We start from the raw sequence: 16,464 nt of genomic DNA, 5'->3' as shown, positions 1-16,464 counted from the left end.
TGATTAGGTGGCTAATACTTCTATAGATTCCCGTTACTTCAATGACGCTTCTCTCTGCATGATTTCTTCCAATATTTTTATACCTGTAGAGTCTATCATCGTTCCTTGAGAAGGCTCTTTTTTAGTAATCATTTTTATGAATTGAGCAAAATAATAATCCATACGAGAATTCGAGAAAAAAGAATAATTGGATAGCAATACAACTCCTACACGGAATTCCTTATTGAAAGCTAGATAACTATTAAAACCAGCTGAACCCCCGTTATGCCAGAGGATACCTTTATCTAGAAGATTATCCTCACCCCACCCAAAATAACGGTTTGAATTTCCTATCCATATAGGGAGATGACTTTTTTGTAGTGTAGAGGCTATCGGATTATCATCATTTAGATTGGCTTGGACAAATAAACTCAAATCGCTAACAGATGACTTAATACCCCCAGCTCCTTCATGTATAGAAAGATCCCAATGAGGGACTCTTTTCCCAGTTGAAGCATGTCCATTCAAAAACCTGCCATTCTGTTCTGAATCAAGCATAACGGCTGTCTCATTCATCTTTAATGGACTCGTTATATATTTTTTTAACAGTTCGTCATACGTACTTCCTGACACCTTACATAGTATGTATCCCAGTAAACCTACACCGATATTGGAATATCCAAACGAACCTATCCTATCCGTGTAATCAGCATTAGATAAAAAAGTAGTTAAATCTTGCTCGGTATACATTGAATAAGGATTCGATCTTTTTTTAGCCAAATTGTGGTTGGTTGCCAATATAGGTAATCCAGAGGTATGAGTAGCAAGGCTTCTCAAGGTAATCTTATTCAAATAATCGTTTTCAACGTTTTGCACGAACTTACCAACACTGTCATCCGAGGAAAGTAATTTTTCTTTTTCCATTTCTAATAAAATTATGGATGTAAAAACTTTGGTTATGGAGCCGATCTCAAACAACTTATGCTCAGGAGGGATCATACTTTTCTTTTTATTATTATCAAATGAATAGTATTCAACATCTCCCTCCCTAACAATCCCGATAACAAGCTGTAAATGTTTCTTATCTTTTGTGTAATCTGAAACAAAACTTTGTAAATCCATCATGGTAGAATTTACTCCTTTTTTATGATTCTTTTATTATTCGAATGTTGAAATTACGTTGATCAACCTGTTTCGGGCAAACCAATCTATGTATTCGTTTCCAATTTTTGATTTCCTGCCCCGTTAACTGAACCCTCTAAACTTTTCGATTCATTACCACTGCTTCAAGCGGCTCATATCACACCAAAAAGCTGACCCCGAGTAAATCGGACATCAGCTTTTTTGATTTCTCCGTAACGACCCCATTCGCCATCGAAGGTACAACCCTATTCAACTTGCTTTCATTACAATCGGCACAGCTCTACCGGGCAGCTTGGAAATGTAGGACATCCGCACATGCAGCGCAAGGCTGCCAGGTCACGAATCATCAGCTTTCCATCCAGGGTGTCCAGCGTCCCCTGTTCTTTCCAGGCTCCCAACATACGCGTTACACTCTCCCGCGTGGCACCAATCATTTCCGATAACTCGGTATGATTCAGCTTCATGTCGAGCACGATGCCATCCGGCGTAATTCTGCCATACGAGTTGCTGGCGCGAATGAGCGTCGATGCGAGTGCACCTGCCTTGCCATAGAGCAAGAGGTCACGGAAACGCGACTGGGTGATACGCTGGGCGAGCGCCATCCATTGCAGGAATTTCAAGGCAAGATCACCGTGTTTGCTGAGCACACTTTCCAAGTCGCTGAGCGAGATGATCCCTAGCTCCCCTTTTTCCGCCATCTCTGCACTGTAGCTATGGGATAACCCGCCGATGCCGCCAAACTCTCCAATCAGATCCCCGGTTTGCTGAATCGATAAAATGATTTCTTTCCCATCCTCAGTCGACTTGGTCAGCTTCACTCTTCCCGAGCGAATGTAGTACAGGTATCCGGCTTCATCGCCTTCCAGAAAGAGACTGTACCCCGACTTTACCCGTTTAGGCTGCATCTTCGCCTCGATCAAGCCCCATTGCTCAGCTGTCACGAACGAAAGGATTCCACCTGTCTCCCGTGTCATCTTGCTCGCCTCCGTCTGTTCTTGTTGTGTCGCCTGGGTTGTTCTTTCTTTAAATACCGTACCCATTACCATCGTCCCCCTCGGTGTTTCCTTATGTATCCATCATACCGCGAATATAGCGTGGGGGTTATCGGGGGATTACCTGAACCTCACGGGGAAACTCCCTGAATTTGCTGTGAGATAAATCACACTTATGAGGTACCTTTACGACTCCGTAATCAAAAAAAGCCTTGCCGTTCCTGGCCTGAATGCCTGTCCATACACAGGATCAGCAAATTGCAGAACGGAAATAGGGGTTTTCCCTGAATTACAATACGGTAAAAAGGGGCTACAATAGAAGCAGCAGCGAAATACCCTTATTTTAAGATGTTCCCTGACCACAGGTTAACGATATTGAGATTGATTACACCGTAACGTACGGTATGATTCCAAAAAAGGAAGTGTCCTCTCATGCATGATGAACTGCCATCTGGCATTCAGGAGATGATCGACGGCCTGCGCCTGAGTACCTCCAGCGATTTTTGCGGACTGGCCTGTCTGTCCGGCACGATGCTGCGCTGGAAGTATACATCCGGCGCCAGCAACGAACGTGTGAAGCGCATGGAGATGCGTCCCGGACAAGATCTGGTTGGCACAGCACTTCGAACTGGACGCACCGCTCTATCTGATGCACAATCCACCGGGGAGCATACACCCGGCCGTTGCCCGTTAATGCTTGCGGAGCGGTTGGTATGTGCCATAGCAGTGCCTGTGTTCCAGCAAGGAAGTGTTCCTGGCGCCGTGTTGCTCCTTGGCAGCAGATTATCCTGCACGTTCTCACCGGAGATGGTCCATCAGACCGAACAGGTCGCTATACAGCTGCAGCCAAAAGTGTACGGATAAAGACAGATGTCTGTAATACGCTAAGAAGTCTTGTTATTTCCTAATGGGAGTAACAAGACTTCTTTTGATTATGGTTTATTCTTAGTTGGACAAGCGTTAATTAGTCACCTTGCCATCACTCCTCTGTGAACATCGACGGCTCTCTCACAGATTGATATAATCGAGTCCATACATCGATATGTTCAAGATAGAACATACGGCTAGGAGGCTACAGATATGCTTGTACTGACAAATGCCAGTGTGATTCCTTGGAAAGCTGCACAGCAAACCGGATTTATTTCCATAGAATCTCCTTCCCTGGTGACTTGTACAGCCACGGTGAACTTCCAATATGGGCAAGTACATGGCGTTTTACATAAAGGCCAGACCCTTTTCCTGTATCCCCCATGCTCCCTGGAGCTCATACATACTCCTGCTTCTGCCTTCACGGTATATCATATCGGCTTTCTGGAATACGGATTAACGAAAGAGTCCCATGAGAAGCGTGTCTATGAACTTACATCAGAGAACTTGCCTGCACATGGATCAAAGACTGGAGCCAGTTCACAAGGGCTACGGATTCTTGCCATTATTCAGGAACTTTCCGACAAACGTTCAGGCAGCATCATGACTGAAGAAGCCCGATCCCATTTTCTACTGAGTGAGCTGCTTGAGTTGTTCAGGCTGGCGGTTAAACCTGCCACAGAAATGGTGGACAGTGTAATTCGGGATGCTCTTTACTATATTAATCATCACTACGGCGATCATCTCACCCGGGAAGACATTGCCCGCATGGCCGGATTTAACGCAAGCTATTTCTCTAGATTTTTTCAAAAACAGGTGGGGCGCAGCTTCCAGGCTCATCTGACCCGAGTTCGGATGGATAAGGCAAAGCAATACCTCCTATCCACACAGGCCACATTGAATGAAATTGCCTTGCTGGTAGGCTATGCTGACGGTTTATATTTAAGCCGCAAGTTTAAGCAGTTCACCGGGATCAGCCCAAGTGAGTATCGATTGCAGCCACGTGCGAGACGGATTGCAACGGTTCAGTATACAGGAGACCTGCTTGCCCTCGGCGTTCAACCCGTTGCGGCCTCCTTTCTTCCCTGGGCCCTGTCTCCATTGATCCAGGATGAGCTGCATGACGTAATTGATCTGGATGAACATGGCGTGGAAGAATTACTGCGCGCTGAACCGATTGATTTGATCATCGCACCAGATTATCTGTACTACTTGCCGCACAAGCTTGAACAACTTGAACGTATATCCCAGGTCATTGTGCTCCCTTGGAATCAACTAGATCGACTGGAGACTGTTCGTCTGATTGGCCGAATTGTAGGGCGAGAACAGGCAGCCGAAGATTGGATCGAACATTACACAACACGGGCCAGGACCGAATCTGATCGACTAAAGGATTTTATTAAGCCTGGAGAAACGGTTGGTCTGTATGAGCTGTGGGAAGACGGCACCATTTGTATCTGGAATGCAACCGCCAGAGCAGCCTATAACGTATATTATGGACTTCATCTTACTCCCCACCCCAACATCCTCCGTGATGTTTTGGAACCTGACAATCATCAATACATTGAAGAAGACCAATTGGCAGAATATGCAGCAGATCATATGTTTCTTGTTCTTCCGGCACATGAAGGTGGCCTGTATCACGATTCACCAGATAAACTTAGAGAGCGCCCGGGCTGGCGCAAGGTTATGAATAACGGAAATCGTCGCATTTACCCTCTTCAGCTGGAACAATTCTGGTGTAATGATGCCTTATCTCTGGAGAAGCAACTTGAACTTATGGTAGACATCCTGATTCGGGAGAATAGCGTTAAGGCGAGGTAACATTTGTCCATACTCAATTGGTCACATTTTGAGATAGACGATACTTGTGCACAAAAGCTACGATACATAGGAGGTTTTATTGAGAAAGATAATCATTATTGATTGGGGAGAAGCAGAATGACAGGGGTTAGATCAAAATGGTGGGCCGGGCTCATAATCCTTTTACTTGTGATAGGAATTATTGGTTGCTCAGGTCAAGCGGAAGAAACGACAGAAAATAATGCCTCCGCACCTGCCGTAACAGAAGAACAACCAGCGACAAGCGAAGCAGAAACACAGGTTATATCGACGGTTAACGGAGACGTTGAAATTCCCGTGAATCCTCAGCGTATCGTTACGCAAGGTTACCTTGCTGATTTTCTGGCACTTGGCATCAAGCCTGTAGGCGCGCCAGATTATGAGCTGGAAAGCCCATATGTGCTTGATCTCGTTGAGGGCGTGGCAGACATTGGCCGGATTGACGGCGGATCAGTAGAGAAAATTTTGGCACTTCAGCCTGACCTGATCGTTACTGTAGGTGGAGATGAGAAACTGAATGAGCAATATCGTAAAATCGCGCCGACACTCATCATCCCTTACGGAACATACGACAATGTCCATGAGGAAATCACCGCTTTTGGTGAAATCATTAACAAACAGAAGGCAGCCAACGATTGGTTATCCCAATTCGAAGTAAAAGTGAAGGCAGCCAAAGAGTCTATTCAAGGACTGGTCAAGGAAGGTACAACCTTCTCCAACTTCAGTCTGTTCGGCAAAGAATGGTACATCAACGGGGATGGTGTCAATCGCGGTGGACAGGCCATCTATCAACAGCTCGGACTGAAAGCACCAGATATTGTACAGAAAGAGCTCATTGATCAGGATAAAGATACCGTAGCGATATCCGAGGAAAAGCTTGCAGATTACGCAGGTGACTATATCTTCCTGGATTTGTCCAACGGAGGTTCACTGGATGAGGGTTCAGCAGTTTGGTCATCCCTGGATGCCGTGAAGAACAATCGCGTGTTCAAACTTGACGGAGAACGCTTCTGGCCCTATGATCCACTTGCCGTGGAAGTACAGGTTCAGGAAATAGCAGACATGATTAAGGAGCGTTTCGGTAAAACAGAGAATTAAAGTTTAATTCCTCTTGTCCGATATACAGAGAAAAGAAGCTATTCAGAGATTCCCCTCTGAATGGCTTTCTTTTTTGGTATGATAAAGAAAGAACTGTGGAACCGGATCGGAGGAAAATGATGTGATTCAATTATTAGTTGTCGACGACCATGTAGTCGTACGCTCCGGGCTGATCGCCCTGCTCGACGGAAAGAATGATATACATATTGTTGGAGACGCGGCCGATGGTGATGAAGCTATTGCCAAGGCACAAGAACTGAAGCCGGATGTGGTCTTAATGGATTTCAGCATGCCGCCAGGCAAAGACGGTCTGACAGCTACCGCTGAATTAAAGAAATTGATGCCGGATGTCTCCATTTTGATCCTGACCATGCATGACGATGAAGAATATCTGTTCCGCGCCATCCACGCGGGAGCATCCGGATATATTCTCAAGAGCGCGCCGCATGAAGAATTGCTCGCCGCTATTCGTTCCGTAGCAGAGGGTAGCGCCTATCTGTACCCAAGTGCGACCAAGCGGCTGATGAGTGAATACCTGGACAAAGCGAAGCAGGAGAACGCCGGTCCGTATGACACGTTATCCGAGCGGGAGAAAGAGATTTTGTCTTGGATTGCCAAGGGTTACGCCAACAAGGAAATCGCTGAACATCTGGTGATCAGTGTCAAAACGGTCGAATCCCACAAAAGCAATCTGATGGAGAAGCTTGGCCTTCGAACCAGACCGGAACTGGTGAAGTTTGCGATGAAAAAGGGGTTGCTGAACTTTGAGTAGCACACGCAAAAACAGACTTAGCGGATTTGCCGACCAACCTGTGCGTCAGTTATTGGAGGAAATCGACAGTCACATTACAGATACTGAATTCCGCAGCAGACTGAAAGGTTCCCTGCATCAACTCAGTGATCTGAAGTTTGCCCTGGATGAGTCGTCCATTGTAGCCCTCACTGACCGCAAAGGAAAAATCCAGTATGTAAACGATAAGTTTTGCGAAATCTCACAATATGATCGTGAAGAATTGATCGGCCAGGATCATCGGATCATTAATTCAGGCTATCACGGCAAGAACTTTATGAAGAACCTGTGGGAAACCATCTCTTCCGGACGAGTGTGGAACGGAGAGATTCGTAACCGTGCCAGAGATGGCAGCCATTATTGGGTGAATACAACGATTGTGCCTTTTCTCGATAACGATGGTGAGCCCTATCAGTATTTGGCCGTTCGTAGTGAGGTAACCAAGTTAAAGCAGGTCGAAGCCGAGTTACAGACGATGATGACCCAGGTCATGAATATACAGGAAGAGGAACGACGTCGCATCTCTCGTGAGCTGCATGACGGCATTGGACAGAGTCTCTTCTCCCTCGTCATTCAGATGGATCGTCTGTTGGCTGATCAGCCCCAATCTGGCGTGGAAGCACTGCGAAAACAAGTTACGGGCATTATGGAGGATGTACGCGGCATGGCATGGGAGCTGAGACCCTCCGTACTGGATGACCTTGGTGTCGTTCCGGCCATTCGTACGTATATCGAGAACTATACCCGGCACTACGGGATTGAAGTGGAACTGGAATGTAATCTGCGAAAACGACTGGAGATGAACCGGGAGATCGCCATGTACCGCATTATTCAGGAGGCGTTAACCAATGTAGCCAAGTACGCCGATGTGTCAGAAGCTCATGTGACGGTGGTAGATTCGGAAGAGGCAACCGTTGTGAAAATCGAGGACCGAGGCGCGGGGTTCAACGGTACGACGGCTGGGAACGGCGTTGGTCTTTTTAGCATGGAGGAGCGAGCCCGTGGAGCCGGAGGTACACTAGTAGTATCTTCGGAGCCTGGGGAAGGAACTGTAGTTACCCTTTGTCTACCCAAAACTGTTCATTAACTCGATACAACCTGTACTTAGTATAGAAGGCTGTTTACGGATGTGCTCCGTGAACAGTCTCTTTTCCGATTCATGTGCCTCTCGGTCTCTTCATCATCTCCAATTGGTAAAAATGACAAAATGAAAGCTCTGAGTCAGATAAATTCAACATTTACAATAAATATATTGACTCCAATTACGATTCGTCATTAAAATATGAATGCTGCATACAAATTGTACGTAGATCCTATCATAATTTTTTATTCTATATAGTTAAAAAAAAGGATGGTCAATCATGTCAGAGAAACGCTCCTCCAAAGGGGGAGAAATCCCGCAAATGCACAATCTGGATGCAATCGATCGTAAAATCATTGCCGCCCTTCACCAAAATAGCCGGATATCCTACACCGATCTGGGTGCACAGATCGGTTTGTCCCGTGTGGCTGTTCAGGCCCGCATTAATGCTTTATCCGAAAAGGGAATCATTGAACGCTTCACCGTGGTTATCAATCCAGGCAAAGTCGGACTTCAGGTCTCTGCCTTTTTCAATGTCGATGTAGAACCGCTATTCCTGGATGAAGTGGCCGCGAAACTGGACGAAGAACCCGCAGTAACCAGCCTCTATCATATGACAGGTCCGAGTACCCTGCACATGCATGGTATTTTTGCAGATATGGAAGAGATGGAGCAGTTCCTGCTGGAGAAACTCTACAAGATGCCGGGCATCGTCAAGGTAGAATCACAGCTGTTGTTAAAACGATATAAAAGCCGAATGGGCATGAGACTCTAGGAGGAAATCAGCATGAGTTGGAAAGATTACAACGGTCTCGTCATTGGGATGGTACGAACCGGAATTTTGGGATATGGCGGCGGCCCCTCGGTTATTCCGCTGATCCGTTATGAAGCCGTTACCCGCTATAAGTGGGTGAGCGATGATGAGTTTGGCGAGATTTTGGCCATTGCCAACGCTCTGCCTGGTCCCATTGCGACCAAGATGGCCGCGTATCTCGGGTATAAAACGAAGGGCGTGCTGGGTGCTATTGTGTCCGTCCTGGCCCACATTTTGCCGACGAGCATCGCCATCATTGCGCTGCTTGGTTCCATGTACGCGCTGCGCGAATCGAAAATCGTAGCGGGCATGGTTGCAGCTGTTCGCCCGGTCATTTTTGTCATGCTTGGCATGATGGCTTACGAATTCGCGAAGAAAGCATGGAAGGGACTCGGTACAACCTTTGCCGTCCTGTTCGGTGTCCTTGCATTTGTACTGTTGCAGCTGCTGGATATTCACCCCGGTATTGTGATTGCCGTCTTCCTCGGATATGGCGTCTTCCATCTGGATGTGGTCAAGCGTTTCAAATCCAAGGGCAATTCCGACAAGGGGGTGTCCTAAGCGATGCTTCAGACATGGTGGGAGTTGTTTTGGGGATTTTTTGTAGCCAATATATTGGGATACGGGGGCGGCCCCGCCTCCATTCCGTTAATGCAGGAAGAAGTGGTCAACCACTACAAGTGGATGACCACGGAACAATTCGGTGATGTACTTGCCATCGGTAATGCACTTCCCGGTCCGATCGCGACCAAAATTGCCGCCTTTGTCGGTTATCAGGTGGCTGGCTGGTTTGGTGCATTCATCGCCAGTTTTGCCACAGTTGTACCTTCTGCTGTCGCGTTAATTCTGCTGCTTCGTTTACTGAACAAGCATCGCACTTCACCAAAGGTGAAAGGGATGACGTTGCTCGTACAACCGGTTATTGCTGTACTTATGATCTTACTTACATGGGAATTCGGTCAGGTATCCACCAATTCCATCGGCATTTGGCAGACATTGATCATTGCAGGGATCTCGCTTTGGGTCATGACCAAGACCAAGCTGCATCCAGCCATCCTCATCGTCATTGCTTTTGCATACGGTGCGCTGGTTCTGTCTCATACGATGTAATTCATTCATTATTCAGATTCGAGGAACGTTCTGGAACAACGTTGATGTACGTCCAATGTGGATGTATGCACAAGTGCCGGGGCGTTTCTTTTTTGTATTGTTAGTTCTCTTGTATTTTCCCCATAAAAAAACGGTGATGCCAGCATTTAAGCTGTCATCACCGCATATAGAATTGCTTGTTTTACCTTCGTACTTGAAAATATTATTTCGCTTCAACGACTACACTTACTTTGGTTTTCACACCTGCATAAGTTACAGTAATGGTTGCTTTACCCTTGCCATTGGCCTGGATGATGCCATCCTTCACCGATGCTGTCGCAATACGGGAAGATTTCCAAAGTGCCGGCTTGGATACGTTCGCTTCGCTGCCATCGGCATACGTTGCTGTAGCAACCAGAGTTGCCTTGTCACCAGGCTTCATGGTCAGGGTTACTTTATCGGTTTGCAAATATTTCAGTGTATCTACATCGACTGCAATGGTTACCGTCTTGCTGCCGTACTTCGCTGTAATTTTTGCTTTACCTGAACCTGTCGCTTTTACTTTACCTTTGGTTACCTGAGCTACTTTGTAGCTGTTGGTTTTCCATTCCGCTTTGTCCGTGACATCACGCTCACTGCCATCGCTCAGATAAGCAGTAACGGTAAGGTCAGCGGAATCACCTGTTTTCAGGGAAAGAGCCGGTTGGGATGCTTCAATGCGTGAGATAACGTCCACTTCAACCTGAATGGTCACTTTGTTGGAACCATATTCAGCCGTGATATTGGCTTTACCGCTGCTGTTGGCAGTGATAACCCCTTTTTTCACATCGGCTACGCGGGAGTTGCTTGATTTCCATGTTGCATCGGATGAAACATCCTTGGTCAAACCATCTTCATCCGTAGCTGTGAGTACGATTTGCTGTGTTTCCTTGGAGGACAACACCACAAAGTTTAAATCTGCTTCCAGCCCACTAGCCATGCCTACTTCAACAGGCAGAGTTAACGTTTTACCTTCAATTTTGGCTGTGATGGTTACTTTACCTGTTGCAATACCCGTCACGACACCTTTGCTGTCCACTTCAGCGAGTTTCTCACTGCTGCTGCTCCAATCCGCATCTTCGGACACGTCTTTGGATGTATCACCGTATACAGCCAATACTTTCACAGACAATGTACCACCAACGGCTACAGAAGCTTTTTTCTTGTCCATTTCATACTTGTCTGGAACGTCTACATTCACTGTGAATTTAACGGTTTTGCCGCCGTATGCCGCAGTGATGGTCGCTGTTCCTGATTTATAAGCAATCAGCTCGCCGCCAGATACATATACAACATCCGCATTGCTGGATGTCCAAGTTGCTTTGGAAGTTACGTTTTCTGTACTTGCATCAATATATTCTGCATTGGCTACCAGTTTCTTGGTTTTGTTATCACCTGTAACGCTCATAGCCAGTTTATCTTCGACACCAGCAATATCCAGATATCTTGCCGTATCAACGTCAACCGTGATTTCCACTGTTTTGCCGCTATACGTTGCTTTGATTGTCGTAGAACCCGCGCCAATCGCTGTAACTTGTCCCTTGAATACCGTCGCTACCTTCTCGTTGCTGGATGTCCATGTCGCTTGATCCGTTACATTCACATCAGCGCTATTCGGGTAAGAGGCAGTCAATACTACATTTGCCGTTTTATTGGACTCGCTCAAACGGAAGAAAATGCTCTGTTTCTCCACACTCAGTTTGCTTGTCAGATCAACATCCACATCTACTGATACGGATTTCGTTCCGTATTTGGCTGTAATCTTAGCAGAACCTGCCGAGTATCCTGTGATTTCACCTTTTAATACATCTGCTACTTTTTCATTACTTGACGTCCACTCTGCAAGATCTGTTACATCTTTGGTTGTGCCATCTGGATAGGTAGCTGTCAATTTTACAGTTTCACTTTTGTTCAACAGCAGATTGACCTGCTTTTTGTCCATATCCACACGTTTAACAACCTCAACGTTAACATCCACAGTCACACTTTGACTGCCGACTTTACCTGTGATGACAGCTGTACCGGCGCTTTGTCCAGTAACTTTACCATTCACAACCGTTGCCACTTTCTCGTCATCGGATGACCACTCAGCAACTTTGGATGCATCTGCATTCGTCGTATTATCACTGTAAGTTGCCGTCAAAATAATGTCTTTGCTATCCCCTGTGCGCAAGTCCAACGACTGCACGTTTTTGGAAAGGGCTTTGACCTTTTTGGTTACATTCACCTGAACCGTTTGACTTTGAGACAGATACGAAGTTGTAATGGTTGCCGTACCTTCCTTTTTGGCAGTAATGGCACCATTATATACAGTCGCTATCGAAGTATCACTGCTACTCCAGGAAGAACTGATTGTTACGTTAGCCGATGTATTATCGGTATATACTCCTGTCACCGTAACCGAACTGGAATCACCCACTTCGAGCGACAGCTCATTTTTGGAAACTACAATTTTGGACAGTTCTTTATCTGCCGCAGCGGCCAAGCCTACGTTGGAAATACTCAGCACCAATACCAGCATCATCACCATGTACTTGGTCAATCTTGGCTTTAACATCATTTCCCCCCGATTCTTATCATTTTGTTCCTTAGGTTTAATGTCGGCAAGTTCTTTCCAGATGTTTAGACTTTCAGGGAATTTTCAGGAAAATTAGTGGGAATTCATTCAGTGATTCCTCCAAAATTCAATGATTCATACCCTCAAATATTACGCATAACCTATGTATAGTCACTATTTTGAATTCATTTATATGATCGGGGGAGAAACATGAGTCAGCCTTTTGACTACAAAGGATACTGGGAACAAACGTATAGCTCAGGTGAGACATCCGGAAGGGGTTCGTATGGCGTATTGGCTGAATTCAAGGCAGAGGTGGTAAATGGACTGATTCAGCGTGAGGGTATTTCCAGCGTCATTGAATTTGGATGCGGGGATGGCAATCAACTGCAATATATGAACTATACTACGTATCTAGGTGTCGATGTAGCCGCCTCGTCGGTGCGTCTATGCGCCTCCAAGTTTGCTAACGATACCTCCAAGAGTTTCATGTTATATACACCCGGTCTATGGATTAATCGCGGTTTCCTGCAAGCTGATCTCACCGTCTGTCTGGATGTGCTCTATCATATTACGGATGAAACGGATTTTCGCAATACTCTCTACGACATTCTGCACTCTACGTCAGGGTGGGTTGTGTTGTACACTCGTTTGAAAGAAAACGGTAATCCAGGGGTTAGCACCATTCAGGACCGAAATATTTTTGACTATCTGTTCGACTATCCCGAATTCAAAGTACATGAAATTATTCCTCAGCGATATCCCGATCAGTCCTCGGCCGACTTTGTCATCTTAAGACGCACACCCGAAATCGAAAATAAATCGGACTGATACCGAGGGTGTGCTCCGCCTCCAAGCAGGAATGCCCTTTCCCACTAGGAGGCAGGCACACTCGAACGGCTGTAAGGTGGGTCGCATACTCATGCCCCTCACTCATACTCGCCGCTTGAAGTGTGACATTCCCTGATTCTCGTTTCTCTAAAATAAACCCGGACGGCCACGCAGCTTCGCCAGCGCCTCCATATAGAAATAATCGCCGTATATAATCGGCACATTCAAGCCACGACCCTCTGGATAATGTACAGTGCCCTGCATGATCAGACCTTCTTCCGCTGCTGTCTCACCGGAGCTGTAGCTCTCATGCAGCCCGCGGAGGATACGCTCTGCCGCGACTGCATATTCCTCGCCGCGCGGCGACAGCTTCGCCAGCTCCAACAGGCCGCTTGCGGCAATCGCCGAAGCGGACGAGTCCCACGCCACCTGATGCTCGGCAGGTGCGCGGAAATCCCACACCGGCACGATCTCTTCGCCAAGCATGGCGAGGAAGAAATCGGCCGCCCGCTCCGCTGTCTCCAGATAGCGGGCTTCGCCCGTATACCGGAAAGACAGCGCAAACCCGTGCAAGGCCCAGGCGGTACCCCGCGCCCAGGCGGAACCTGGAGCATGGCCCTGCCCGCCATGCTCCTGCAGCTTCTGCCCCGTGAGTGGGTCGAACTCCACCACGTGGCAGATGGACCCGTCAGCGCGGACGAATTCGCGCGCCACGGTGTCCGCATGTGCTTCCGCCAGCCAGCGGAAGCGAGGGTCGCCGCTCTGCTCGGATGCCCAGTAGAGCAGCGGCAGGTTCATCATGCTGTCAATGATGGCTACGCCGCGCGTATCCATGGTTGACGAGCTGAAGTTCCAGGCGCGGATGAATTCACCGCGCACGTTGAAGCGGGCAGTGAGCAGATTGGCGGCCAGCATTCCCCGCCGCCGTCCGTCAGCGCTGCCTGTCTGGCGGTAGTTGGCTACGCCACTAAGCAGCCAGATGAACCCAAGATCGTGATCCACCGATTCAGGATCACGCAGACAACCTTCCAATTGCCGCTCACAACTTTCGGCAATGCGGGATAACGGAGCGACTGCTTCGTTTTCCGGCGACTCGCCATAGACAAGCCATAACAGCCCTGGCCAGAAGCCGGCGGTCCACCATTCGGGATCATTCCGGTCATACATTCCCTTCGGGGCGGTGTGCGGAAATGTATCCTTGATGCGATGCGCATTGCGAATGATTTTGGCCGCTCCCTGCCGCCATGCTTCTTCAACCCAAGTTACCGATGTTGATGTATTCACGAGCATTGCCTCCTCTTTTCAGATCCTTTTCGTATCCATTTCCTTGCGCTCACGTTACGTCTCTTCATATATTATTTAGTGGCCTCGCCTCATTTGCCCAGACGAACCGTAAACGTAATCTTCTGACTGCCGCTCACTATCATTCGAGCTTCCTTTAACACACCATTGCGAGAAGCCACCATATGGTCTTGAAGGTGAATTTCTGCTCCTTCATCAAGCACGGTTGATTCCACGTAGGCCCCACAGAACTCACTGCGAACATGATCACCGGAGACTGTGATGACAGCCTGCTCCTCACCGTCGCTGAACATCAGCGGAATGACCGCTCCGGCAGCTTCAATCTCTCCCTCGAACTCATATGTGACCGTTAACAAACCCGGTTGCTGCGTATAGACCGTCCGAAGCGCCTCTAATCCGACCAGTGGGCCGACCCAGTCTACTGTGAATGTGTTGGTTTCCTGCGCCTGATCCTTTATTACGTTGAAAACGACAGCTCCCCCGCCATCGGAAGGGTTGATCCCTGCATCCCGATCATATTCGAAACCGGAAGGAATACCTGCGGACAGGCTATACCACTGTCCATCCGGTGTTCGCCAGGCTGGACAATAACTGATCGCCTTCGTTTCCCCCTCCGAAAATTCGGTGAATCCAGACTCGGCATGTCCAGCAGCAGCGGGACCAATGAGTCCCGGAAGCCCCTGCTGATGAATCCGCACCAATCCGGGCACCGTATATGGATCATTCAGAGCCGTATGTAATACGATTTGCTGGCCCGGTACTGAAGCCGTGATCGTCTCGAACCAGCCATCCATTTGAAGGACTCGACTACCAATCTCGGACGGAATAGGCAATTCAGCCACTTCATCCCCGGGATCGCACAGGTACGCATTGGCTAGTGCCGCAACCGTCCACAGGTTATAACACGTATGGTTGGTATATATCTCGTATCCGTGGCGAACTTCCGGAGCATAGCGATTCCGAACGATATTCAAGCGGCCGTCCTCCCTTTTCCACCGATCCACGGCTTCAAAACACAGATTGGCTGCACGCGCAAATACGCCTGCCATAATGGGATCACCGATCTGCTTCGCAGCTGAGGCATGACTGGAGAACACGTACGCAGCCGCAGCTTCATTCCATTGATGCTGTGAGCTGCGTCCTCGCGGAGGGATCTCGCCCAGCGGTGATAACGTCAGAAGCGAAGTGAACGCCCCGCGCCGGATGGACTCATCCAGTGAAGACGCACAGCTCTCGTCATATCCGGCATCCAGCATGACACCCAGGTGGTAGCGGGTAGCAATATCATACGCGAGTGGACTATTTGGCCGATCGAGCGGACCATCCTGATACAGGCCCAGCCCTGTGAAACGCGGCAGATGGTATCTCTTCAGGTACTGATCCATCCATTCGATCCCTTCACTCGCCAACTGCTCGCGGTAGCGAAGATATTCACCCGAGATCATGATGGCATTCCAGTTAATCATCCGGTTCGGATTATTCATTTTGGACATTGTAAATACATACGTTTCTTCCGGTTGAATCTGTTTCAGCCCCGCTGCCCATTGAGTCGCTTGTTCAGGCATCAGCGGCTGGAGCAGCACGTAGGCTCTTAGCATAAGTATGGGAAAGAAGTCGGCATGATTGTCCGGAACCTCGCCACGAACAACCAGTGAGATACTGTGGGTCAGAGCTGCCGAAGCTGAAGAGAGCAGATCAGTTCTCCCCTCTTTTACCAGGACCGCAGCTGCAAACGCATAAGCGGGGGTGGAATAATAGCGTTCGCGGCCAGAGAAGGGGTCCACAACGGCACCGTTCTCCTGCTGATATACTGAGTAGGCACGTACAATGTCTTCGATAAGTGCTATTTTACGCGATCGATCCCATCCGCTAGGTTCTGCAAGATTGGCCTGCTCTGCATCTGTTCGGAATCTTTCCAGTTCGCTTTTCCATGGATATGCTGAATCCGATGTATACGCTAACAAAACAAATCACCCTCATTTCCGATCCCAACTTCCATATGGGATTGAATTGGTTCGAGTCGTTTTCAGGTTCCCCGTA

Annotated in this window: 14 protein-coding genes; 9 read left to right on the top strand and 5 right to left on the bottom strand. The window is 48.0% G+C overall.

All coding sequences use genetic code 11. The features are described 5' to 3' along the window. Positions 1 to 33 precede the first annotated feature (33 nt). Positions 34 to 1,104, bottom strand: a complete 1,071-nt coding sequence (locus tag AC3ITG_RS01880; protein WP_489252625.1) for a serine hydrolase domain-containing protein — start codon at positions 1,102 to 1,104, stop codon at positions 34 to 36. 281 nt (positions 1,105 to 1,385) lie between these two features. Next, positions 1,386 to 2,162 (bottom strand): Crp/Fnr family transcriptional regulator, encoded by a 777-nt coding sequence (locus AC3ITG_RS01875; RefSeq protein ID WP_413374637.1) that lies wholly within the window; start codon positions 2,160 to 2,162, stop codon positions 1,386 to 1,388. A gap of 384 nt (positions 2,163 to 2,546) precedes the next feature. Between AC3ITG_RS01875 and AC3ITG_RS01870 the strand changes: the two genes are divergently transcribed. The 8 genes from AC3ITG_RS01870 (at position 2,547) to chrA (ending at position 9,716) form a co-directional block, all read left to right on the top strand. Continuing rightward, entirely contained in the window at positions 2,547 to 2,978 is a 432-nt protein-coding gene (locus AC3ITG_RS01870; protein WP_489252624.1) for a GAF domain-containing protein, read from the top strand. Between the two features lie 216 nt (positions 2,979 to 3,194). Beyond that, complete coding sequence (locus AC3ITG_RS01865; protein ID WP_489252623.1) at positions 3,195 to 4,805, top strand: helix-turn-helix domain-containing protein; 1,611 nt, start codon at positions 3,195 to 3,197, stop codon at positions 4,803 to 4,805. A 117-nt stretch (positions 4,806 to 4,922) separates the two neighbouring features. Continuing rightward, positions 4,923 to 5,921 (top strand): ABC transporter substrate-binding protein, encoded by a 999-nt coding sequence (locus tag AC3ITG_RS01860; RefSeq protein WP_489252622.1) that lies wholly within the window; start codon positions 4,923 to 4,925, stop codon positions 5,919 to 5,921. Between the two features lie 121 nt (positions 5,922 to 6,042). After that, entirely contained in the window at positions 6,043 to 6,693 is a 651-nt protein-coding gene (locus tag AC3ITG_RS01855) for a response regulator (RefSeq protein WP_053780067.1), read from the top strand. Beyond that, a complete protein-coding gene (locus AC3ITG_RS01850) occupies positions 6,686 to 7,798 on the top strand; it encodes a PAS domain-containing sensor histidine kinase (protein ID WP_489252621.1) in 1,113 nt (370 codons plus the stop codon). The genes AC3ITG_RS01855 and AC3ITG_RS01850 overlap by 8 nt, the downstream gene beginning before the upstream one ends. Positions 7,799 to 8,072: 274 nt before the next feature. After that, positions 8,073 to 8,567, top strand: coding sequence for a chromate efflux transcriptional regulator ChrS (gene chrS, locus AC3ITG_RS01845; protein ID WP_063566298.1), 495 nt, complete (start codon positions 8,073 to 8,075; stop codon positions 8,565 to 8,567). Between the two features lie 12 nt (positions 8,568 to 8,579). Then, a complete protein-coding gene (chrB, locus tag AC3ITG_RS01840; RefSeq protein ID WP_489252620.1) occupies positions 8,580 to 9,167 on the top strand; it encodes a chromate efflux transporter ChrB in 588 nt (195 codons plus the stop codon). A 3-nt stretch (positions 9,168 to 9,170) separates the two neighbouring features. Then, complete coding sequence (chrA, locus tag AC3ITG_RS01835) at positions 9,171 to 9,716, top strand: chromate efflux transporter ChrA (RefSeq protein WP_053780063.1); 546 nt, start codon at positions 9,171 to 9,173, stop codon at positions 9,714 to 9,716. A 202-nt stretch (positions 9,717 to 9,918) separates the two neighbouring features. Here the strand turns inward: chrA and AC3ITG_RS01830 are convergent, their stop codons facing one another. Continuing rightward, entirely contained in the window at positions 9,919 to 12,294 is a 2,376-nt protein-coding gene (locus AC3ITG_RS01830) for an Ig-like domain-containing protein (RefSeq protein WP_489252619.1), read from the bottom strand. A gap of 207 nt (positions 12,295 to 12,501) precedes the next feature. Between AC3ITG_RS01830 and AC3ITG_RS01825 the strand changes: the two genes are divergently transcribed. Then, a complete protein-coding gene (locus AC3ITG_RS01825) occupies positions 12,502 to 13,122 on the top strand; it encodes a class I SAM-dependent methyltransferase (RefSeq protein ID WP_489252618.1) in 621 nt (206 codons plus the stop codon). Positions 13,123 to 13,269: 147 nt separating this feature from the next. Here the strand turns inward: AC3ITG_RS01825 and AC3ITG_RS01820 are convergent, their stop codons facing one another. Both AC3ITG_RS01820 and AC3ITG_RS01815 read right to left on the bottom strand, forming a co-directional pair. After that, positions 13,270 to 14,412, bottom strand: coding sequence for a glycoside hydrolase family 88 protein (locus AC3ITG_RS01820; RefSeq protein WP_489252617.1), 1,143 nt, complete (start codon positions 14,410 to 14,412; stop codon positions 13,270 to 13,272). Positions 14,413 to 14,495: 83 nt separating this feature from the next. After that, on the bottom strand, positions 14,496 to 16,388 hold the full coding sequence (locus tag AC3ITG_RS01815) for a glycosyl hydrolase (protein ID WP_489252616.1): 1,893 nt from the start codon (positions 16,386 to 16,388) through the stop codon (positions 14,496 to 14,498). Positions 16,389 to 16,464: the final 76 nt, after the last annotated feature.

This window comes from Paenibacillus sp. GL_099_B, from assembly GCF_057835695.1.
The sequence above is the reverse complement of the archived record's forward strand: the minus strand, read 5'-3'. Positions and strand labels throughout refer to the sequence as shown.

What these genes read in the sequence shown, in the direction of transcription:
- AC3ITG_RS01880 (WP_489252625.1), bottom strand. Translation starts at nt 1,104, where the DNA reads ATGATGGATTTACAAAGTTTTGTTTCAGATTACACAAAAGATAAGAAA.
- AC3ITG_RS01875 (WP_413374637.1), bottom strand. Translation starts at nt 2,162, where the DNA reads ATGGGTACGGTATTTAAAGAAAGAACAACCCAGGCGACACAACAAGAA.
- AC3ITG_RS01870 (WP_489252624.1), top strand. Translation starts at nt 2,547, where the DNA reads ATGCATGATGAACTGCCATCTGGCATTCAGGAGATGATCGACGGCCTG.
- AC3ITG_RS01865 (WP_489252623.1), top strand. Translation starts at nt 3,195, where the DNA reads ATGCTTGTACTGACAAATGCCAGTGTGATTCCTTGGAAAGCTGCACAG.
- AC3ITG_RS01860 (WP_489252622.1), top strand. Translation starts at nt 4,923, where the DNA reads ATGACAGGGGTTAGATCAAAATGGTGGGCCGGGCTCATAATCCTTTTA.
- chrS (WP_063566298.1), top strand. Translation starts at nt 8,073, where the DNA reads ATGTCAGAGAAACGCTCCTCCAAAGGGGGAGAAATCCCGCAAATGCAC.
- chrB (WP_489252620.1), top strand. Translation starts at nt 8,580, where the DNA reads ATGAGTTGGAAAGATTACAACGGTCTCGTCATTGGGATGGTACGAACC.
- chrA (WP_053780063.1), top strand. Translation starts at nt 9,171, where the DNA reads ATGCTTCAGACATGGTGGGAGTTGTTTTGGGGATTTTTTGTAGCCAAT.
- AC3ITG_RS01830 (WP_489252619.1), bottom strand. Translation starts at nt 12,294, where the DNA reads ATGATGTTAAAGCCAAGATTGACCAAGTACATGGTGATGATGCTGGTA.
- AC3ITG_RS01825 (WP_489252618.1), top strand. Translation starts at nt 12,502, where the DNA reads ATGAGTCAGCCTTTTGACTACAAAGGATACTGGGAACAAACGTATAGC.
- AC3ITG_RS01820 (WP_489252617.1), bottom strand. Translation starts at nt 14,412, where the DNA reads ATGCTCGTGAATACATCAACATCGGTAACTTGGGTTGAAGAAGCATGG.